Here is a 16,676-nt window from a genome sequence, read left to right on the forward strand (position 1 = left end):
GGGCGCGCGAGCACAGCACGAAGGCGCGCGAGCACAGCACGAAGGCGCGCGAGCACAGCACGAAGGCGCGCGAGCACAGCACGAAGGCGCGCGAGCACAGCACGAGGGCGCGAGCACAGCACGGGGGCGCGCGAGCACAGCACGGGGGCGCACGAGCACAGCACGGGGGCGCGCGAGCACAGCACGACAGCGCGCGAGCACAGCACAAAGGGGCGCGAGCACAGCACAAGGGCGCGCGAGCACAGCACAAAGGCGCGCGAGCAACGCTCTGGATCGATCGAGCAGCACAGCAAATCGATCGAGCAACGCTCTGGATCGATCGAGGAGCATAGAAATTCGATCGAGCACAACACCCGATCGCCCCCTTCCAACAGCACATCCCTCTTATCGCTCAAACATTTCCTACATTTCAAGCAGCATGATAATTTTTTCGCATCATGCTGTATTGTTAGTTCGCCAGTGAACACTGTCATGGCGGCATTGTTTTATTTGAATATTCAGTTACATGCGAAATCGGCAGGAATCAGGCGAAATTTTGCGATATAAACATAATAAATCTTATACAATAAAAATTGTATAAGTTTTTAATACTGCATAACCTTATTTGCTTGTTTCCTTATTGCTGTGGATTTTTTATACTAAACAAGTAATTTCGTCGTAAGTCATAACGGAGGTGCAATAGAATGCTAGAGTTTGAGCATGTAACTAAGCGTTACAGTGGCAGCGAGCCAGCTGTCAACGATTTGAATTTAAATATTGATAAAGGTGAATTTGTGTGCTTTATCGGACCGAGCGGCTGTGGTAAAACAACAACCATGAAAATGGTTAACCGGCTGATAGATATTTCAGAGGGCACGATTTCAGTTTACGGTGAAGATATTAAGAAACAGGATGCGGTGGAGCTGCGGCGTTCGATTGGCTATGTGATTCAGCAAATTGGTCTGATGCCGCATATGACGATTAAAGATAATATTGTGCTTGTCGGGACGCTTCTGAAATGGTCCAAAGAACAGAAGGATGAGCGTGCTCGTGAATTGCTGAAGCTTGTCGGCATGCCTGAAGAATATTTGGATAAATACCCGCACGAATTGAGTGGTGGTCAGCAGCAGCGTATTGGTGTATTGCGAGCTCTGGCGGCAGATCCGCCTTTGATTTTGATGGACGAGCCATTTGGTGCGCTGGACCCGCTTACAAGGGATTCATTGCAAGAAGAATTTAAGAAGCTGCAAAAAGAACTAAATAAGACGATCGTTTTTGTCACGCACGACATGGATGAGGCACTGAAACTGGGTGATCGCATCGTGATTATGAAAGATGGTGAAGTCGTGCAGGCGGATACACCAAATGAAATTCTTCGCAATCCTGCCAGTGAATTTGTGGAAGAGTTTCTTGGTAAAGACCGACTGATCCAGGCACGTCCGGAAGTGACTACTGTGGGTCAGATAATGGGTGGCTATCCGGTAACAGCTCAAACATGCACGACGCTGAAAGACGCGATTTCGATCATGCGCAATAAACGCGTTGATTCACTCATCGTCGTTGATGCCACTAATAAGCTGCAGGGCTTTTTAGATGTTGAGGCGGTTAATTATTATTACAAAGAAGCCCATTTCATCGAAGAAGTGATGGAACCAGATGTCTTCTATGTCTCTGAGGACAGTCTGTTGCGTGACACGGTTCATAAGATCCTGCATCGTGGTGTGTCCTATGTGCCGGTCATTAATCAGGATGATCAGCTAACCGGCATCGTGACCCGGGCGACACTTGCCACTATTGTGTATGACTCGATCTGGGGCGATGGTTCGGAACTGGAAGATACTGCAGCAACATCAGAATAGGAGGTGACGACTATGATGGCATTTTTCTCAGAACATGGAACGGAACTGCTGTACAAAACGTGGGAACATTTTTACATTTCCCTGTTCGCCATGCTGCTTGGTGTGATTGTCGCCATTCCCGTGGGTATTGCTCTTTCAAGGGTTCCCAGATTTGCGGATAAGTTCATTTCATTTGTTGGTATTCTGCAGACGATACCAAGTCTGGCGATTCTGGCTTTTTTCATACCCATTGTAGGCATTGGCAAAGTGCCGGCTATTATCGCGTTATTTGTTTATTCGCTTCTGCCGATTTTGCGCAATACGTATATTGGTGTTCGCGATGTTGATCCGGGCGTTATCGAAGCAGGTAAAGGCATGGGCATGAGCAATGGCCAATCGATTACGAAAATGGAATTGCCGCTTGCGATGCCTGTGATTATGGCTGGTATCCGACTGTCAACCGTTTACTTAATTGGCTGGGCAGCACTGGCGGCATTCATTGGCGGTGGCGGTCTTGGTGACTTTATTTTTGATGGCCTGAATCTGTATCAGCCGTCACTGATTCTGGCTGGAACGATTCCGGCAACCATTCTTGCTGTCATTGCGGATCGTTCACTTGCACTTTTGGAAAGCAGGCTGACGCCTAATGGGATGAAAGAAGCAGCATAATGGGAGGTGAAGACGCGTGAAAACAGTCATAAAAAAGGCAATTATCATATCCCTTGTGATGGTTATGCTTGCCGGCTGCTCCTTGCCAGGACTGTCCGGGACATCAAAGGAAACTATTAAAATTGGCTCACTGACACAATCGGAATCCGAGCTTATGGCAGAAATGCTGTCCATTATGATTGAACGGGAAACCGATGCTGATACGGATCTCGTTACGAAACTGGGTTCATCCATTGTTCAGCATCAGGGCATGGTGCGCAGTGATATTGATATTTCGAGCACACGATATACCGGTACTGATATATCAGGCGCTCTTGATATGAATCCTATTAAAGATCCCGACAAAGCATTGAAAACAGTGAAGCGCGAGTTTCAAGATCGGTTCAATCAAACGTGGGCTGAAATATATGGATTTGAGAATAGCTATTCGATCGCTGTCACACAAGAATTTGCGGATAAAAATGACATTGAAACCATCTCGGATTTGAAGCCCTACGCTGATGATTTGGATTTTGGTGTCAATAATGCCTGGGTTAACCGGGAAGGCGACGGTTATGATGCTTTCAAAGAGACGTATTTTGACTTCGGTGATATTTATCCGATGAATCTCGGTCTGGTTTATCAGGCGGCAGCCAGTGGAGATATGGATGCTGTACTGGCTTATTCCACTGATGGCCGGATACAAAAATATAATTTGAAAGTGCTTAAGGATGATAAGCATTTCTTCCCGCCTTATGATGCATCATCGGTTATCAATAATGAGACTCTGGAAGAGCATCCTGAAATCGGTGAGATAACGAAGCGGCTTCATAATCAGATTTCAACAGAAGAAATGCAGGAATTGAACTACAAAATGGATGTTCAGCATATGAGCCCACATAAAACTGCGAAGCGATTTCTGGAAAAAAATGATTACTTTGAAGGAGGGAACTGATACATGGATACGTTGCAGGAATTGATCAATTATGTCAGTGCCAATGGCGATTATATTTGGACACAATTTTATAGACATTTTCTGATGTCGGCATATGGCGTGCTGTTTGCATCCATTATATCGATCCCTCTGGGAATTCTCATTGCTAAATATGGCAGGCTAAGCAACTGGGTGCTGACTGCCGGAAGTATTATCCAAACGATACCTGCGCTTGGCGCTATGGCTATTATTATGCTGGTTATGGGATTAGGGACTAATACAGCCATCGTCACGTTAATCTTGTATTCGATTCTGCCTATCACACAAAACACCTATGTGGGAATGAAAAATGTTGATAAAACAGTTGTTGAAGCAGGGTTCGCTTCTGGCATGACCAAATTTCAACTATTGCGCATGGTTGAATTGCCACTGGCCGTCAGTGTCATTATGGCTGGTGTTCGGACAGCGCTGGTTATTGGTATTGGCATTGTGGCAATTGGTGCTTTTATAGGAGCTGGTGGCCTTGGCGCTATTGTCATTACAGGTACAAATGCGACTGACGGAACAGCTATTATTCTGGCAGGTGCCATTCCGACAGCACTGATGGCCATTATCGCAGACTTGATTCTGGGCTGGACAGAACGCTTGTTACAGCCAGCTAAATCTTAAAACGCGTCGCGATTCTGCTTTTAGGTTCAACTATGACTTGGAGGTATGATGCATGCAAAAGCGTGATATGATCATTGAGAAAAATGTTCCCTGCAAGCTTTCGGACGGAATTGTGCTGCGCTCAGATGTGTATCGTCCCGATGATGATGGTGTGTATCCGGTACTGATGCTGCGCCTTCCTTATGATAAGGAAACACCGCGTTATTATGATGAATACCTGGAGGTCCCGCGAATGGTGGAAGCAGGCTATGCAGTGATTCTCCAGGATGTGCGCGGGCGATTTGCTTCAGATGGCACGTTTTCACCGTTCACCGACGAAGGAAAGGATGGCTGTGAAGCTGTCGAATGGGCAGCACGCCTTCCTTATGCAGATGGAAACGTTGGCCTGTTCGGCATGTCCTATCATGGCTATACGCAGCTCGCTGCCGCCGCGGAAAAACCGCCTTCTCTTAAAGCGATAGCGCCTGTGATGACGATGGCTGATCCGTGGGCTGACCTTTACGCAGAAGATAATGCTGCCCATGCAACAGGGAAATTCGAAACCTGGGTGCTGGGGTCGATTGTGGAAGATCAGCTGCGGCGCAAAGGCATACTGGATGAGCAAAAGTTGCGGTATTATCATGAGAATCTGGCGACGTTCCTCCATCAGGCACCGGCAGAAGCGTGGGGGCCTATGCAAGATCTTGATCCTGATTCGTTCTTCTTTGATGTGATGAAAGGGAATTTTCCGGCTAAAGTAATGGAACGTGCCAACATTCAGGATAAATTGCATTCAATCGATATTCCAGCCTTGTTTATGGGCGGCTGGTTCGATGCGCTGCTCAAACCGACGCTTGAGGCTTATCGTGCCTATCATGGCCCGAGTATGCTGTGGATTGGGCCTTGGACGCATGAGGAAATGACCGGACGCGCCGGTGAGGTTCTGTTTCAGAATGCAGAGAAGCATATCGGTGTTGACAGGATTCAAGATCCGACCCAACTGCACATCATCTGGTTTGACTATTGGCTTAAAGGCAAACCAATGCCTGTTCAGGAACCTGTGCATTTGTATGCGATGGGCGACGCAGAGTGGAAGGCTTTCTCACAGGAGCCAGATGCGTCCAAGCAAGCATTCTTCCTGCAGAGCGACGGAAATGCGGCGACCGGTGATAGCGGAAAACTGGCCGGCCAGCTGACGGAGACGGAAACCAAAACGGCGATGGTTCTGGACCCTGCTCATCCTGTTCCTACTTTTGGCGGCAATGCCCTGATCGCCGGAAGTGATTCCGGAATGTTTGACATTTCCGGCGTCCAGAATCGTTCAGATGTGCTTGTGTATACGAGTGATCCTGCCGAGGAATCCCTGCTACTGATGGGAACGGTCAAGGCGCTTGTTTGGGGTACCTCGCCTTCAGCCCTGTTCGATATAGTCATCAGGCTTTCCGACGTGGACGAAGAAGGCCGTGCCTGGAATATCACCGAAACATTTCACCGGGAAAAGGTGGAGCCGGATCAAATCGTACGTCTGGAACTGGATGTCGGGACAACGCTGTACCGTCTAGAGGCTGGTCATCGACTGCGGATCGATCTGGCTGCGTCCAATGCACCGCATTATGATGTCAATCTGAACAATGGAACAACAACGAAAACACATCAGGATGGTTATTCTGATATTGAATATATTCACGAGGGCGGGCAGACAGGATCACGTATTCTGCTTCCGATTGCAGACGAAACAGACTCTCCTTTATAGATCGTGTTAACTCTTTCTTGTATAACATTTACATGGGTTCAAGATCTTGTGGTACGGTATTGTTAAAAGATGGAAAAAGGAGAGAATGGTATGAGTGTTAATCAGGAGAAAATTGATGATATCCGGACGCAATTTGTTGAGAAGATCACAGACAATATGAACGCATTTGGTGCGCCAACGAGTGTTGGCCGTGTTCTGGGGATTATTTATATGAACGGCGACCCGATGACGCTTGATGAGTTATCGGCGGAAACCGGGATGAGCAAAACCCGGATGAGCCAGGTTGTCCGGGAAATGATTGATATGAACATTGCGGAGCGTGTGTTTCTAAAAGGTGTTCGGAAAGATCTTTACCAGGTGGAAGATGATTACTATCAGACGTTCATTTCCATTTTTACGGCCACCTGGCAAAAGGCCATAAGCCGCAGTCGTCACTTTGAACAGCGTTTGCGGCGCAAACTGGATGACCTTCAAGCACAGCCGGAGCTGACGAATGAAGACGAACAGGCGATTAATGATTTGCTGGCTGAAATTAAAGAGTGGACAGAATACTATGACTGGATACGCCGCGTAACTGACTTCTTTGAAAGCGGCGAAATCTTCAAGCATGTACCTAAACAACAACCAGGAGGCGATTTTAATGAGTAATAAGGTTATGATGTCATGTGCCCTGACAGGTGCGGGTGAGACGACAGCTAAAAATCCGGATGTGCCGGTAACTCCAAAAGAGATAGCCGATTCGGCGATTAAAGCAGCCAAAGCCGGTGCGACGATCGCCCACATCCATGTGCGTGATCCGGAGACAGGTAAGCTCAGCCACGATGTCAATTTGTTCCGGGAAACAGTGGAACGCATTCGTGAAGCGGATACGGATATTATTATTAATCTTACATCCGGCGGCGGTGGTGACTGGGTTCCGAGTGACGCCGATCCGACCCGGGGCGGCGAAGGGACGGATATCCAGACACCGGAAGAGCGGCACGAACCGGTTAAAGAACTTCTGCCGGAGATGTGCACGATCGACTGCGGCAGCACGAATTTCGGCAATATGCTGTATCTTGGTCCGACTGACTGGCTGCGCCGGCATGCCAAAATGGTGCAGGACAGCGGCGTGAAGCCTGAGCTTGAATGTTTTGACACAGGCCACGTGCGGTTTGCCAACCAGCTGTATCAGGAAGGCCTGCTGGACGGCGATCCACTGTTTCAATTCTGCTTAGGGATCCCATGGGGAGCTGCCGCTGATGCCGAGACGTTATCATATATGAAGAGCCGTGTACCGGAGAACAGCCGCTGGGCATCGTTTGGCATTGGTAAAATGCAAATGCCGATGGTTGCCGAATCCGTCATGCAGGGCGGTAACGTACGCGTCGGACTGGAAGATAACCTGTATCTGAAAAAAGGCCAGCTGGCAACGAATGAACAGCTCGTCGATAAAGCAGCCGGGATCATCCAGAGTCTTGGCTCAGATATCATGACACCAGCCGAAGCACGTCAGGAACTAAATCTGCTTAATCCATATGGAAAGGAAGCCTAACATGACAGAATCATCATCAATCAAACAAATTACCGTTGTCGGGACAGGTGTTATCGGCAATGGCTGGATCACCCGGTTTTTGGCTAATGGCTACCACGTTGTAGCCTCAGACCCAGCTCCGGAAGCCGAAGCTCTGACACGGGATTCCGTAAAACGTGCCTGGAGCTCGATCGAACAGATGGGTCTGGCTGACAATGCCTCACAGGACAACCTGGTATTTGAACCGAATTTGGAAAAAGCATTGGCTGAAGCCGATTTTGTTCAGGAAAACGTGCCAGAACGCGAAGAAATTAAACGGAGCGTCATTGCATCCATTGATCACTATGCACCAAAGGAAGCGGTCATCGCCTCAAGCACATCCGGGATTCTTCCGAGCACACTGCAGGCTGACTGTGTGCAGCATCCGGAGCGTGTGATTGTGGCCCATCCGTTCAATCCGGTCTATCTTATGCCGCTTGTGGAACTGGTTGGCGGCGAGAAAACAGATAATACATTTGTTGAACAGGCACAGGCGTTTTATGAAGGTATGGGCATGAAACCGCTCGTTGTTCATCAGGAAATCCAAGGTCATATTGCCGACCGTTTGATGGAAGCCATTTGGCGTGAGTCACTGCACATCGTTAATGATGGGGCAGCGACAACGGAGGAAATCGATGCGTCTATCGTCTATGGGCCGGGCCTGCGCTGGGCCTTGATGGGGCCGTTTATGACACTGCATATGGGCGGCGGCAAAGAAGGCATGCGCCATATGCTGGAACAGTTCGGTCCGGCTTTGAAACTGCCATGGACATACCTGGAGGCACCGGAATTAACCAATGAACTCGCTGAAAAAGTTGTCACAGGCAGTGAAGCTCAGACGGGTAATGTCGAAATGGACAGACTTGAAGAACGGCGTGACCAATTTTTGATTGAACTGCAGCAGCTGCTGCAAAAATACTGGCCAAGTGCTAATCTGTCCGGCGGCATCTAAGCCGCTGCAGAAGAAATAGAGGTGATATGCTATGCGTGAGGCGAAAAAGCTGCTTCAGGACACGGTGCCCGCTGCCTGGATCGACTATAATGGCCATATGAATGATGCCGAATATAGCCGGGCGTTCAGCCAGGGGGTCGATGCGTTTATGACCTTGATCGGCTTGACGGAAGATTTTCGCGACCAAGAGCAGTACACGGTGTACACGCTGGAAGCACACATTTGTTATCTGGACGAGATGAAGCAGGATGAGCCGTTTGACGTTCGGCTGCAAATCCTGGATTATGATGCGAAGCGGGCGCATGTGTTTTTTGAGCTGTTCGGTGACAATGACAAACGGGCAGCCACTGGTGAGCAGATGCTCATGGGAATGGACCAGACAACCGGGCGCCCCGCACCATTCCCGGAGACGGTTTTCACGAAGCTGGAAGAACTCGCTGAGGAACATACACCAGCAGAAAAACCGCAGGAAGCCGGCCGTGTGATCGGCATCCGGCACAAAAAATAGAATATGGGAAAATAGTGCTTATAAATGGTGTATCAAATAGCAGCTAAATTTGATACGCCATTTTTTAATGAACAGGCAAACTAGCCTGGCTTCTAGTATCCGCCGCTAAATGAATGACTGCCTGATTAAGAATGTTTAACAATTGTTTAACAAAACTGAAAAACTGACAAAAATCGTGTATCATAAATAGGCGAATCTATTGAACGTAAGCAGGTGTTCGTATGATGAAACGATTCATCGCCTTATTAGCTTTGGCTGTTGCTCTGACGCCGTTCAGCCTGATGGCAGTGAAGGCTGAGGCAGCCGATGCTGATCTTTCTTTGTCGAGTGAAGCAGCCGTTATGATAGATAGCGAGACCGGTGATATTCTCTATCAAAAACAGGCTGAAAAGTCGATGTATCCGGCCAGTCTGACAAAAATGGCAACCGCTGTCTATGCGATCGAGAATGCGAATCTTGATGAACGTGTCACAGTGAGTGAGAATGCGGCTGGTACAGAAGGATCCAGCGTCTACCTCGAGGAGGATGAGGACATTTCCTTAAAGAAACTGCTCCAGGGTTTATTGATCAATTCCGGCAATGATGCCGCTGTGGCAATTGCTGAGCATATTGACGGCAGTGTCAGCCAGTTTGCATCGACTATAAACGACTATCTGCGGGAACAAGTCGGTGTTCATGACACACATTTTGAAAATCCGAATGGTCTCTTTAATAAAGATCATGTGACAACTGCGAAGGACCTGGCAGCTATCACACGATATGCTATGCGTCATGACACGTTTCGGGAGATCTTTGGAACCAAAGAGCTCGACTGGCATGGGGAGACATGGGATACAACCCTTTACACACATCATAAATTGATGCGCGAAGATCCCTACGATGGTGTGGTCGGCGGCAAAACGGGTTTTGTTGATGAATCCGGTCATACGCTGGCAACTGCTGCCGAGCGCGATGGTTTAAAACTGATTGTCATCACGCTGGATGTCTCCCGCAAAGACGAGGCTTATGCTGATACCACCAAACTTCTGGATGACGGTTTTGACCATTTTGAAGAGTCGACGATTGATAAGGGGACAGCCTATACGGCAGGAAGCGATGATTATCAGACGGACGAAAAGCTAACCTATACACATGATCTGGACAAGAAAGTGCGGCAGGATGTTACAGAGGATGGCGAGCTGGAAATCAGTCAGCCGGACGAAGGCGTGATAGCCTCTGTACCGCTGGCGAAAGCTGAAGACCAGACAGAGGCGAAAACGGAAAAAGCCGATCATAATGCTGAGGGAAAAAGTCTTTTACACAGGAATGATTCGCTTATGATGGTTATCCCGCTGACAGCTGTTGTGATTGGTGCTGCGGGTATTCTTTTTCACCGCAAACGAAAGCGGAACAGCTTCTTTTAGACATCGTCCCCGAGGCCAGCCACACGAACGGCATCCGGCAAAAAAATCATACAGAAACACACATGGCGCGTCCTGCTTCTTTACGGCAGGGTGCGCCATTTTTTTAGTGTGTGCGGCTAAGTTATCGGCAGGCCTCAATCAATAACTATATGCTGTGACACGTTTTCCAAACCGCTTATAATTTTCCTCACGTGTCACATACTAACAGCAGCATGTAATTTGGAGGTCCCTATGAAACGGAAGAATCAGGGGAAGAGCAAGAAAGATCAGTTATTTCCCCAAAAACTTGATGCCTTAAAAGAAATGATGCAAAGCAAATTCGAGAATAATCAGGATTTAACATTTGCGATCTATGAGCAGGATCAAGGGACAAGAGTGGCTGTCTTTTTCATCCAGTATATGGCGAAAGAGAGCCAAGTGAAGCAGGACTTACTTGACCCTGTGCTCAACAGTCAGGACGAGTGGAGCACATCGTCGCTGAAAAATGACATTCCGATTGCTACTCAAATGACAAAGGAAACGCTGGATGAAATTCTAAAAGGTTTGCTGGTCGGGGAAGTTTTTATTTATGTTGAAGGTGAAACAGAGGCTCTTTCTTACCTGTTGCTGAATAAAGAGCACCGGGCGCTTAACAAAGCTGAAAATGAATCGGTGGTTCTCGGTCCCCAGATTTCCTTTACTGAATCGTTGATAACGAACATGAATGTGGTGCGATGGAGTATTCGTTCGACCGATCTGGTGATGGAAAAATTTATGATCGGGCATACTTACCCGCGTGAAGTGCGTCTCGTCTATGTTAAATCCGTTGCTAATCAAACGGACGTTAATACGATGCGCCAGAGACTCCAGGATTTGGATGTTGACGATGTGGGGGATACGACGATTTTGATGCAGTATATTAACGATTCATCCTCGTCTGTATTCCCGCAATACTATGCGACGGAATTGACCAATCGCTTCACGCATGACATTAAGCAGGGACGGGTTGGCATGTTAACGGAAAACAGTCCATCCGGGATGATTGCGCCGTCTACATTCTTTAGTTTTTTTGAATCGACTGAAGATATGTATATGCGTTGGAATGTTGGGTCATTTTTGCGCCTGTTACGGTTTTTGGCGCTGCTGTTTGCGGTTTTTATTACACCGCTGTATATTGCAGCGGTGACGTATCACTTTGAAATCATTCCGACCAATGAACTCATTACTATTGGCAAATCCCGGGCGGTTGTTCCATTTCCGCCGCTGATTGAGGCCTTGTTTTTAGAATTTTTAATTGAGCTCCTGCGCGAAGCCGGAGCACGCCTGCCGACAAAGATCGGCGAGACGATTGGCATTGTGGGAGGTGTCATTATCGGACAAGCGATTGAAGAGGCGGGACTGACGAGTAGCATTTTAATTATTATCGTTGCCTTGAGTGCCTTGTCTTCCTATACGGTACCAAATTATATGATGGGAACAAGCATTCGTGTTGTGAGCTTTCCTATGATGATTCTGGCTGGGCTGTTTGGTCTGATCGGCATTATGTACGGGGCATGTTTTCTCGTCATTCATCTGGTTAAACTCAAGTCCCTGGGCAGACCGTACCTGTCACCGGTTTTTCCGTTTTACTTAAAAGATCTGAATAAAGCGTTGTTCCGTTTGCCATTGCAATTCCAAAACAGACGCTTTCTGTCATTTCAGCCCAGAAAATCGCATCGCTATAACCGGGAAGAAGCCAGACGGCAACGAGACATTAAGAAGTAGGGTGACGAATGGATATTAATATGAAGGTCAACCAGGCACTGCGTTTTCGCGCATTTTATCTGTTTTTTATAATGGGCGGCATTCAGATTGGTGTTGGCGTTATAGGCGGACCCAAATACATTTTCACGCACGCGCGACAGGACAGCTGGATCTCTGTTCTGATTGCGTATGCGGCTATTTTAATAATTTTGTGGGTGATGCTTCTTATCCTGAAAAGCTATGATAATGCTGATATTTTTGGAATCCAGGCGGATATCTTTGGCCAGTGGATCGGCAAGCTGCTGGGTACGGTTTATATTCTGCATTTTGCTTTGACTCTGTTTGTCGTACTCGTCACCTATATTGACCTTATCCAGTTGTTTATCTTTCCACATCTCAACGCTTGGCTTATCAGTTTTTTGCTTTTATCATTAGTTGTCTATTGTGTTGCCGGCGGCTTGCGCTCGGTTATCGGGGTTGTGTTTCTCTTCTTTCTGCTGTCTCATTGGCTGTGGCTGTTAATGTATAAACCCATTTCTTTAATCGATGCCTCTCATTATCAGCCTGTTCTGCAGGCGTCGATGATTGATCTGTTAAAAGGGTCTAGAGAATCTGCATTCACGCTTGCCGGATTTGAAATCCTTTTCGTGCTGTATCCGTTTATCCAGAATAAAAAACATGTTTGGCGCCCTCTTTGGTTAGGAATAACCTGGTCGGCGGGCATATTATTGTTCAGTGTTGCCGTAGCTATCGGTTACTTTAGTCCCATTCAATTGGAAACCATCGAATGGACTGTCTTAGCGATGCTTCAAAATGTTGAATTGCCGTTTATTGCTCGCTTTGACTTTATTATTGTGGCCGAATGGATGATGATCGCCCTGCCGACGATACTGTTGTATATGTGGGCTACGACGCAAGGCATGAAGCGACTTTATAATGTCCCGAAGCGCGTGACGTTGTATAGTCTCGCGTTAATTATGGCTGTCTTAAGCGGCTTCATCGACAGTCATGGTCAGGTTATGATGTTAACCAATTTCGCGAATGATATGGCCTTTTGGATCATTTTTGTTTATCCACTTGTCCTGCTGCCCATTGTTAAATTTAAAAAATGGCGGCAAAACCGGAAGTGAAGGAGGGAGAAATATGAAACGCTGTCTGTTGGGCATTCTTGTTTTGATGAGTATACTCCTGGGTGGCTGTGCTCAACCACAGATCCTTGAAGAAAACGGTATTATGAGTGTCTATGGCGTTGATATCACCCAGCGTGACCAGCTAAGCACCACATCTGTGTATTACAAATTCGGATCCAAAGGTCAGGGTTCATCCAGACTTGTCACGGGCAAAGGAAAAACACTGGCGGAGGGCCAAAAACGGATGAATTATAAGCTCGGATTTGAGCTGCAGTCGGGATCGATTGAATTAGAGCTATTCGGCAAGAAAGCCGCTAAAAAAGGTCTGATTAGTTATATGGAAGCGGCAGTCCGTGATCCAGTAGCGTCCAGCAGGCGATTATTGGCTATCAGTGATACGACCGCCGAGGGTTTGATAACCAAGATCGATAAGCGGCCAAATATCAATGTCAATAGGGTGCTGTCCAAGAATATTGAAGTGAACAATGATATGAACGTTCTCCCTAAAGTAACACTTCACAGCTTTGATCATCATTATTATGAATCGGGCAGGGATCCAGTGATGCCGATTATGTCCTATCAAGATAAAAAAGTAAAACTCACTGCACTGGGGCTGTTTCGGGGTGATCAGCTGGCGGGGAAAATTCCGATCGACCAGGCTTTTTACATCAAAGTTGCCCATGAAACGATCCATGGCCTGCATCAAGAGGTTCAATTGCCGCTCCAGCCGCTCAAGCAGCATTTACAAAAGGAACCAAAAGGCGATCGTGATCACCTTTATACAGTATTTAATATTGAGAAAGGGACAAGTAAAACAAAGCTCGTCGACAAACAAAATCTCCATTTTCAGACCCAATTAAAATTTGGGGTAAACTTATTGGAATTAACCGAGAGCATTAATCTGCAGAAGCGAGACGCGATTAGCGCACTGGAAACAGAGATTGAGAAGACAATGAAACAGCAGTATACACAGCTTGTAACGAAATTGCAGGAACTGAATGTGGATCCTATCGGCTATGGGCGCATTTATAAAGCGCAAAAACGAAGTGGTGCGCTGACGGAATCGGAATGGCGTGATAAATTTCCGGACATAACGGTTGATGTTGATGTTGACGTGACGTTGCTTGATCAAGGGATAACACCTTAACAGGAGAGGCTGTTTCATAAGCCAAATCAGCTCATCTATATCATGCTAATTAACCCCGCCGCTGTCGAGACTGCGCCGGGGTTTAACGTTTGTCTTTCCAGTTTTTAGCCATCCGCTTTAACAGCAGCCAGCGAATGATGCCGCCGATGATTAATCCAAGAGGCAGTCCGCCCAGCATGGGCAGCCACATCGGACCAATTAAATAGCCAAATAGCTCAAAATGAGGTGAAAAAATCAAACCAACTGTCACAAAGTAAGCGGCAAACACAAAAGGGATAAAAGCATAGGGGCGGCTGCCGCCTTCAGCCTGTTTATAGGCATCCCACATGGCGAAAAAATAAATACATGGGTAAAACATCAGCCATGCGTAATTTGTCTGCTGAATGGCTTCCTGTATGCTGCCATGAAAGCTTAACATAATTACCTCGTTGAAGTTCCCCATGACATTAATAAGCAGTTCCAGGAAGATAAATACAAACCCTTTTAAATAGCTGTGATTCATAAGCTGTCCAAATCCGGGCAGGGCGACACTCCATAACAGCGCTTCAAGTTTTGTGCGGTTTTTGCCATAATACGTTGTCATATGTTTACCGATCAGACCAGCTGTACAGGTCTGGTATGGAATGTCCTCGAATCCGAGTCGCAGCTGTCTGGCTTTGGTCAAGCACGAATGGCTGTCGTTCTGTCATGATATCGTCTCCTTTTACGAAGCGTTCGCTGGATGGTCGGCCGTACGTCAAGTGTCCTTGAATGCCCAGAATTTAACATGTTTAGTTTAACCAGAATAAATGAATTTATTCTATTAAAAGTTTCATAAACGCCAGCAGAACTCCGCTGACATGTTACAATAAGCGTTAACGACATAAGGGGGAGATCAGGATGGACGTCAAAACATATACGACACTGGATGCGACGGCAATCGCTGAGTTAATTCAGCGTCATGAGATGCAGCCGTCTGAGTTTCTGCAGCTGGCTTTCCGGCGGCTTGAAGCGGTTAATCCAAGCCTCAATGCCGTTGTGCAGCAGCGCAAAGACCGGGTTATGGCGGAAGCAGACACAGTGGCAATGGACCGGCTGTTCTCAGGTGTTCCGCTATTATTAAAAAATCTGACGCAGTCGATTGCCGGTGAAGAGCTCAACGCGTCCTCCCGGCTCATGCAAGCTACCATCAGCCAGCAGGATGCCACGATCGTCAGCACATTTCGGGAAGCGGGTTTTTTATTAATGGGGCACAGCAATGCACCCGAATTTGGTCTAAAAAATATTACAGAGCCTGCTTTGTACGGGCCGGCGCGCAATCCGTGGAACACCAATCACTCACCTGGCGGCTCCAGCGGCGGTTCAGCGGCAGCCATCGCAAGCGGCGTTGTCCCGGCAGCAGGAGCCAGTGATGGCGGCGGATCGATCCGGATACCCGCATCGTTCACGGGTCTGTTCGGGCTGAAGCCGACACGCGGACGCACACCGGTGGGGCCCGGTGCTGGCCGGCAGTGGCAGGGTGCCGCGATTGACTTTGCCCTGAGCAAAAGCGTTCGTGACAGTGCCGCGATACTGGACAACCTGCAAGTTGTGCAGCCGGAAGCGGCGTTTCAGACACCATTATTTGCTGGGAATTACCTGAAAAAAGTCACCGAACCGTTTACAAAGCCATTGCGGATTGCCTTCACAACCGAATCCCCGGTTGGCACACCTGTTTCCGGCGAGGCCCGGGAAGCTGTCCGGAAAACGGTTAAGTGGCTGGCGGAACAGGGCCATCACGTGGAGGAACAAGCACCTGACATCGATGGCGTCGATTTAATGCGTCACTATTATATGATGAACAGCGGTGAGATCGCTGCTCTCGGGGAAAATCTGGCGAAGACTATAGGCAGACCTCTGACGGAAAATGATCTGGAGCTTGAAACGTGGCTGTTAAACACAGCCGGGCAATCGGTCTCCGCTGCGGACTACTCGATCAGTCTCGGTGCCTGGGATCAGGCGGCTGCCCGGATGGCTGCTTTCCACGAGACGTATGATCTGTATCTGACACCGGCCTCAGCCTTTCCGGCGCCGGAAGTGGGCGAATTAACCTACAGTCAGGAGCGCCAGGCTGTGCTCCGGGAGCAGATGCACCAGCTGGATAAACACGAGCAGCAGGATCTTATCTATGACGTGTTTTTGCCGAGTCTCACCTACACACCTTTTTCACAGCTGGCCAACCTGACCGGACAGCCCGCTATGTCTGTTCCTGTGCATACAACAGCGAGCGGACTGCCATTAGGGGTTCAATTCATGACTGGAAAAGGGCAGGAGGATCTGCTGCTGAAGCTTGCCGGTGATATGGAAAAGACAGACGTGTGGGCAGGCATGCGCGGAAACCCGTATATGACGCAGGCTGACTAAGCTTTCAGCCGCATGATAGATGAGAGAAGGAGCGACTCGGCGTATAAACGCTGTTTGATGCGTCCATACTTGCTTTAAAA

16 protein-coding genes are annotated in these 16,676 nt (G+C 48.0%); 14 read left to right on the top strand and 2 right to left on the bottom strand.

Annotated elements, in window-relative coordinates; genetic code table 11:
• Positions 1-371 (bottom strand): hypothetical protein (locus ACFQU8_RS01370; RefSeq protein ID WP_382357371.1); only part of this gene is annotated, 371 nt, incomplete at its 3' end.
• Positions 372-683: 312 nt separating this feature from the next.
• Between ACFQU8_RS01370 and ACFQU8_RS01375 the strand changes: the two genes are divergently transcribed.
• The 13 genes from ACFQU8_RS01375 (at position 684) to ACFQU8_RS01435 (ending at position 14,214) form a co-directional block, all read left to right on the top strand.
• Positions 684-1,838, top strand: a complete 1,155-nt coding sequence (locus ACFQU8_RS01375; RefSeq protein ID WP_382357372.1) for a betaine/proline/choline family ABC transporter ATP-binding protein — start codon at positions 684-686, stop codon at positions 1,836-1,838.
• 3 nt (positions 1,839-1,841) lie between these two features.
• Positions 1,842-2,486 (top strand): ABC transporter permease, encoded by a 645-nt coding sequence (locus ACFQU8_RS01380; RefSeq protein ID WP_382357373.1) that lies wholly within the window; start codon positions 1,842-1,844, stop codon positions 2,484-2,486.
• 58 nt (positions 2,487-2,544) lie between these two features.
• On the top strand, positions 2,545-3,420 hold the full coding sequence (locus ACFQU8_RS01385; protein WP_382357493.1) for an osmoprotectant ABC transporter substrate-binding protein: 876 nt from the start codon (positions 2,545-2,547) through the stop codon (positions 3,418-3,420).
• A gap of 3 nt (positions 3,421-3,423) precedes the next feature.
• Complete coding sequence (locus ACFQU8_RS01390; RefSeq protein ID WP_382357374.1) at positions 3,424-4,068, top strand: ABC transporter permease; 645 nt, start codon at positions 3,424-3,426, stop codon at positions 4,066-4,068.
• Between the two features lie 52 nt (positions 4,069-4,120).
• Positions 4,121-5,800 (top strand): CocE/NonD family hydrolase, encoded by a 1,680-nt coding sequence (locus ACFQU8_RS01395; protein WP_382357375.1) that lies wholly within the window; start codon positions 4,121-4,123, stop codon positions 5,798-5,800.
• 90 nt (positions 5,801-5,890) lie between these two features.
• Positions 5,891-6,448 (top strand): GbsR/MarR family transcriptional regulator, encoded by a 558-nt coding sequence (locus tag ACFQU8_RS01400; protein ID WP_382357376.1) that lies wholly within the window; start codon positions 5,891-5,893, stop codon positions 6,446-6,448.
• Positions 6,441-7,334, top strand: coding sequence for a BKACE family enzyme (locus ACFQU8_RS01405; RefSeq protein WP_382357377.1), 894 nt, complete (start codon positions 6,441-6,443; stop codon positions 7,332-7,334). The genes ACFQU8_RS01400 and ACFQU8_RS01405 overlap by 8 nt, the downstream gene beginning before the upstream one ends.
• Before the next feature lies 1 nt (position 7,335).
• Complete coding sequence (locus tag ACFQU8_RS01410; RefSeq protein WP_382357378.1) at positions 7,336-8,304, top strand: 3-hydroxyacyl-CoA dehydrogenase NAD-binding domain-containing protein; 969 nt, start codon at positions 7,336-7,338, stop codon at positions 8,302-8,304.
• A gap of 31 nt (positions 8,305-8,335) precedes the next feature.
• A complete protein-coding gene (locus ACFQU8_RS01415) occupies positions 8,336-8,812 on the top strand; it encodes a thioesterase family protein (protein WP_382357379.1) in 477 nt (158 codons plus the stop codon).
• A gap of 224 nt (positions 8,813-9,036) precedes the next feature.
• Positions 9,037-10,215: a D-alanyl-D-alanine carboxypeptidase family protein gene (locus ACFQU8_RS01420; RefSeq protein WP_382357380.1), complete on the top strand. Its 1,179-nt coding sequence runs from the start codon at positions 9,037-9,039 to the stop codon at positions 10,213-10,215.
• 231 nt (positions 10,216-10,446) lie between these two features.
• Positions 10,447-11,958: a spore germination protein gene (locus ACFQU8_RS01425; RefSeq protein WP_382357381.1), complete on the top strand. Its 1,512-nt coding sequence runs from the start codon at positions 10,447-10,449 to the stop codon at positions 11,956-11,958.
• 8 nt (positions 11,959-11,966) lie between these two features.
• A complete protein-coding gene (locus tag ACFQU8_RS01430) occupies positions 11,967-13,067 on the top strand; it encodes a GerAB/ArcD/ProY family transporter (protein WP_382357382.1) in 1,101 nt (366 codons plus the stop codon).
• Positions 13,068-13,080: 13 nt separating this feature from the next.
• Positions 13,081-14,214, top strand: a complete 1,134-nt coding sequence (locus ACFQU8_RS01435) for a Ger(x)C family spore germination protein (protein WP_382357383.1) — start codon at positions 13,081-13,083, stop codon at positions 14,212-14,214.
• An 82-nt stretch (positions 14,215-14,296) separates the two neighbouring features.
• Here the strand turns inward: ACFQU8_RS01435 and ACFQU8_RS01440 are convergent, their stop codons facing one another.
• A complete protein-coding gene (locus tag ACFQU8_RS01440) occupies positions 14,297-14,797 on the bottom strand; it encodes a hypothetical protein (RefSeq protein ID WP_382357494.1) in 501 nt (166 codons plus the stop codon).
• Between the two features lie 296 nt (positions 14,798-15,093).
• Between ACFQU8_RS01440 and ACFQU8_RS01445 the strand changes: the two genes are divergently transcribed.
• On the top strand, positions 15,094-16,596 hold the full coding sequence (locus ACFQU8_RS01445; RefSeq protein ID WP_382357384.1) for an amidase: 1,503 nt from the start codon (positions 15,094-15,096) through the stop codon (positions 16,594-16,596).
• Positions 16,597-16,676 lie beyond the last annotated feature (80 nt).

It is taken from the genome of Lentibacillus kimchii, assembly GCF_042666895.1.
Taxonomy (GTDB): domain Bacteria; phylum Bacillota; class Bacilli; order Bacillales; family Amphibacillaceae; genus Lentibacillus; species Lentibacillus kimchii.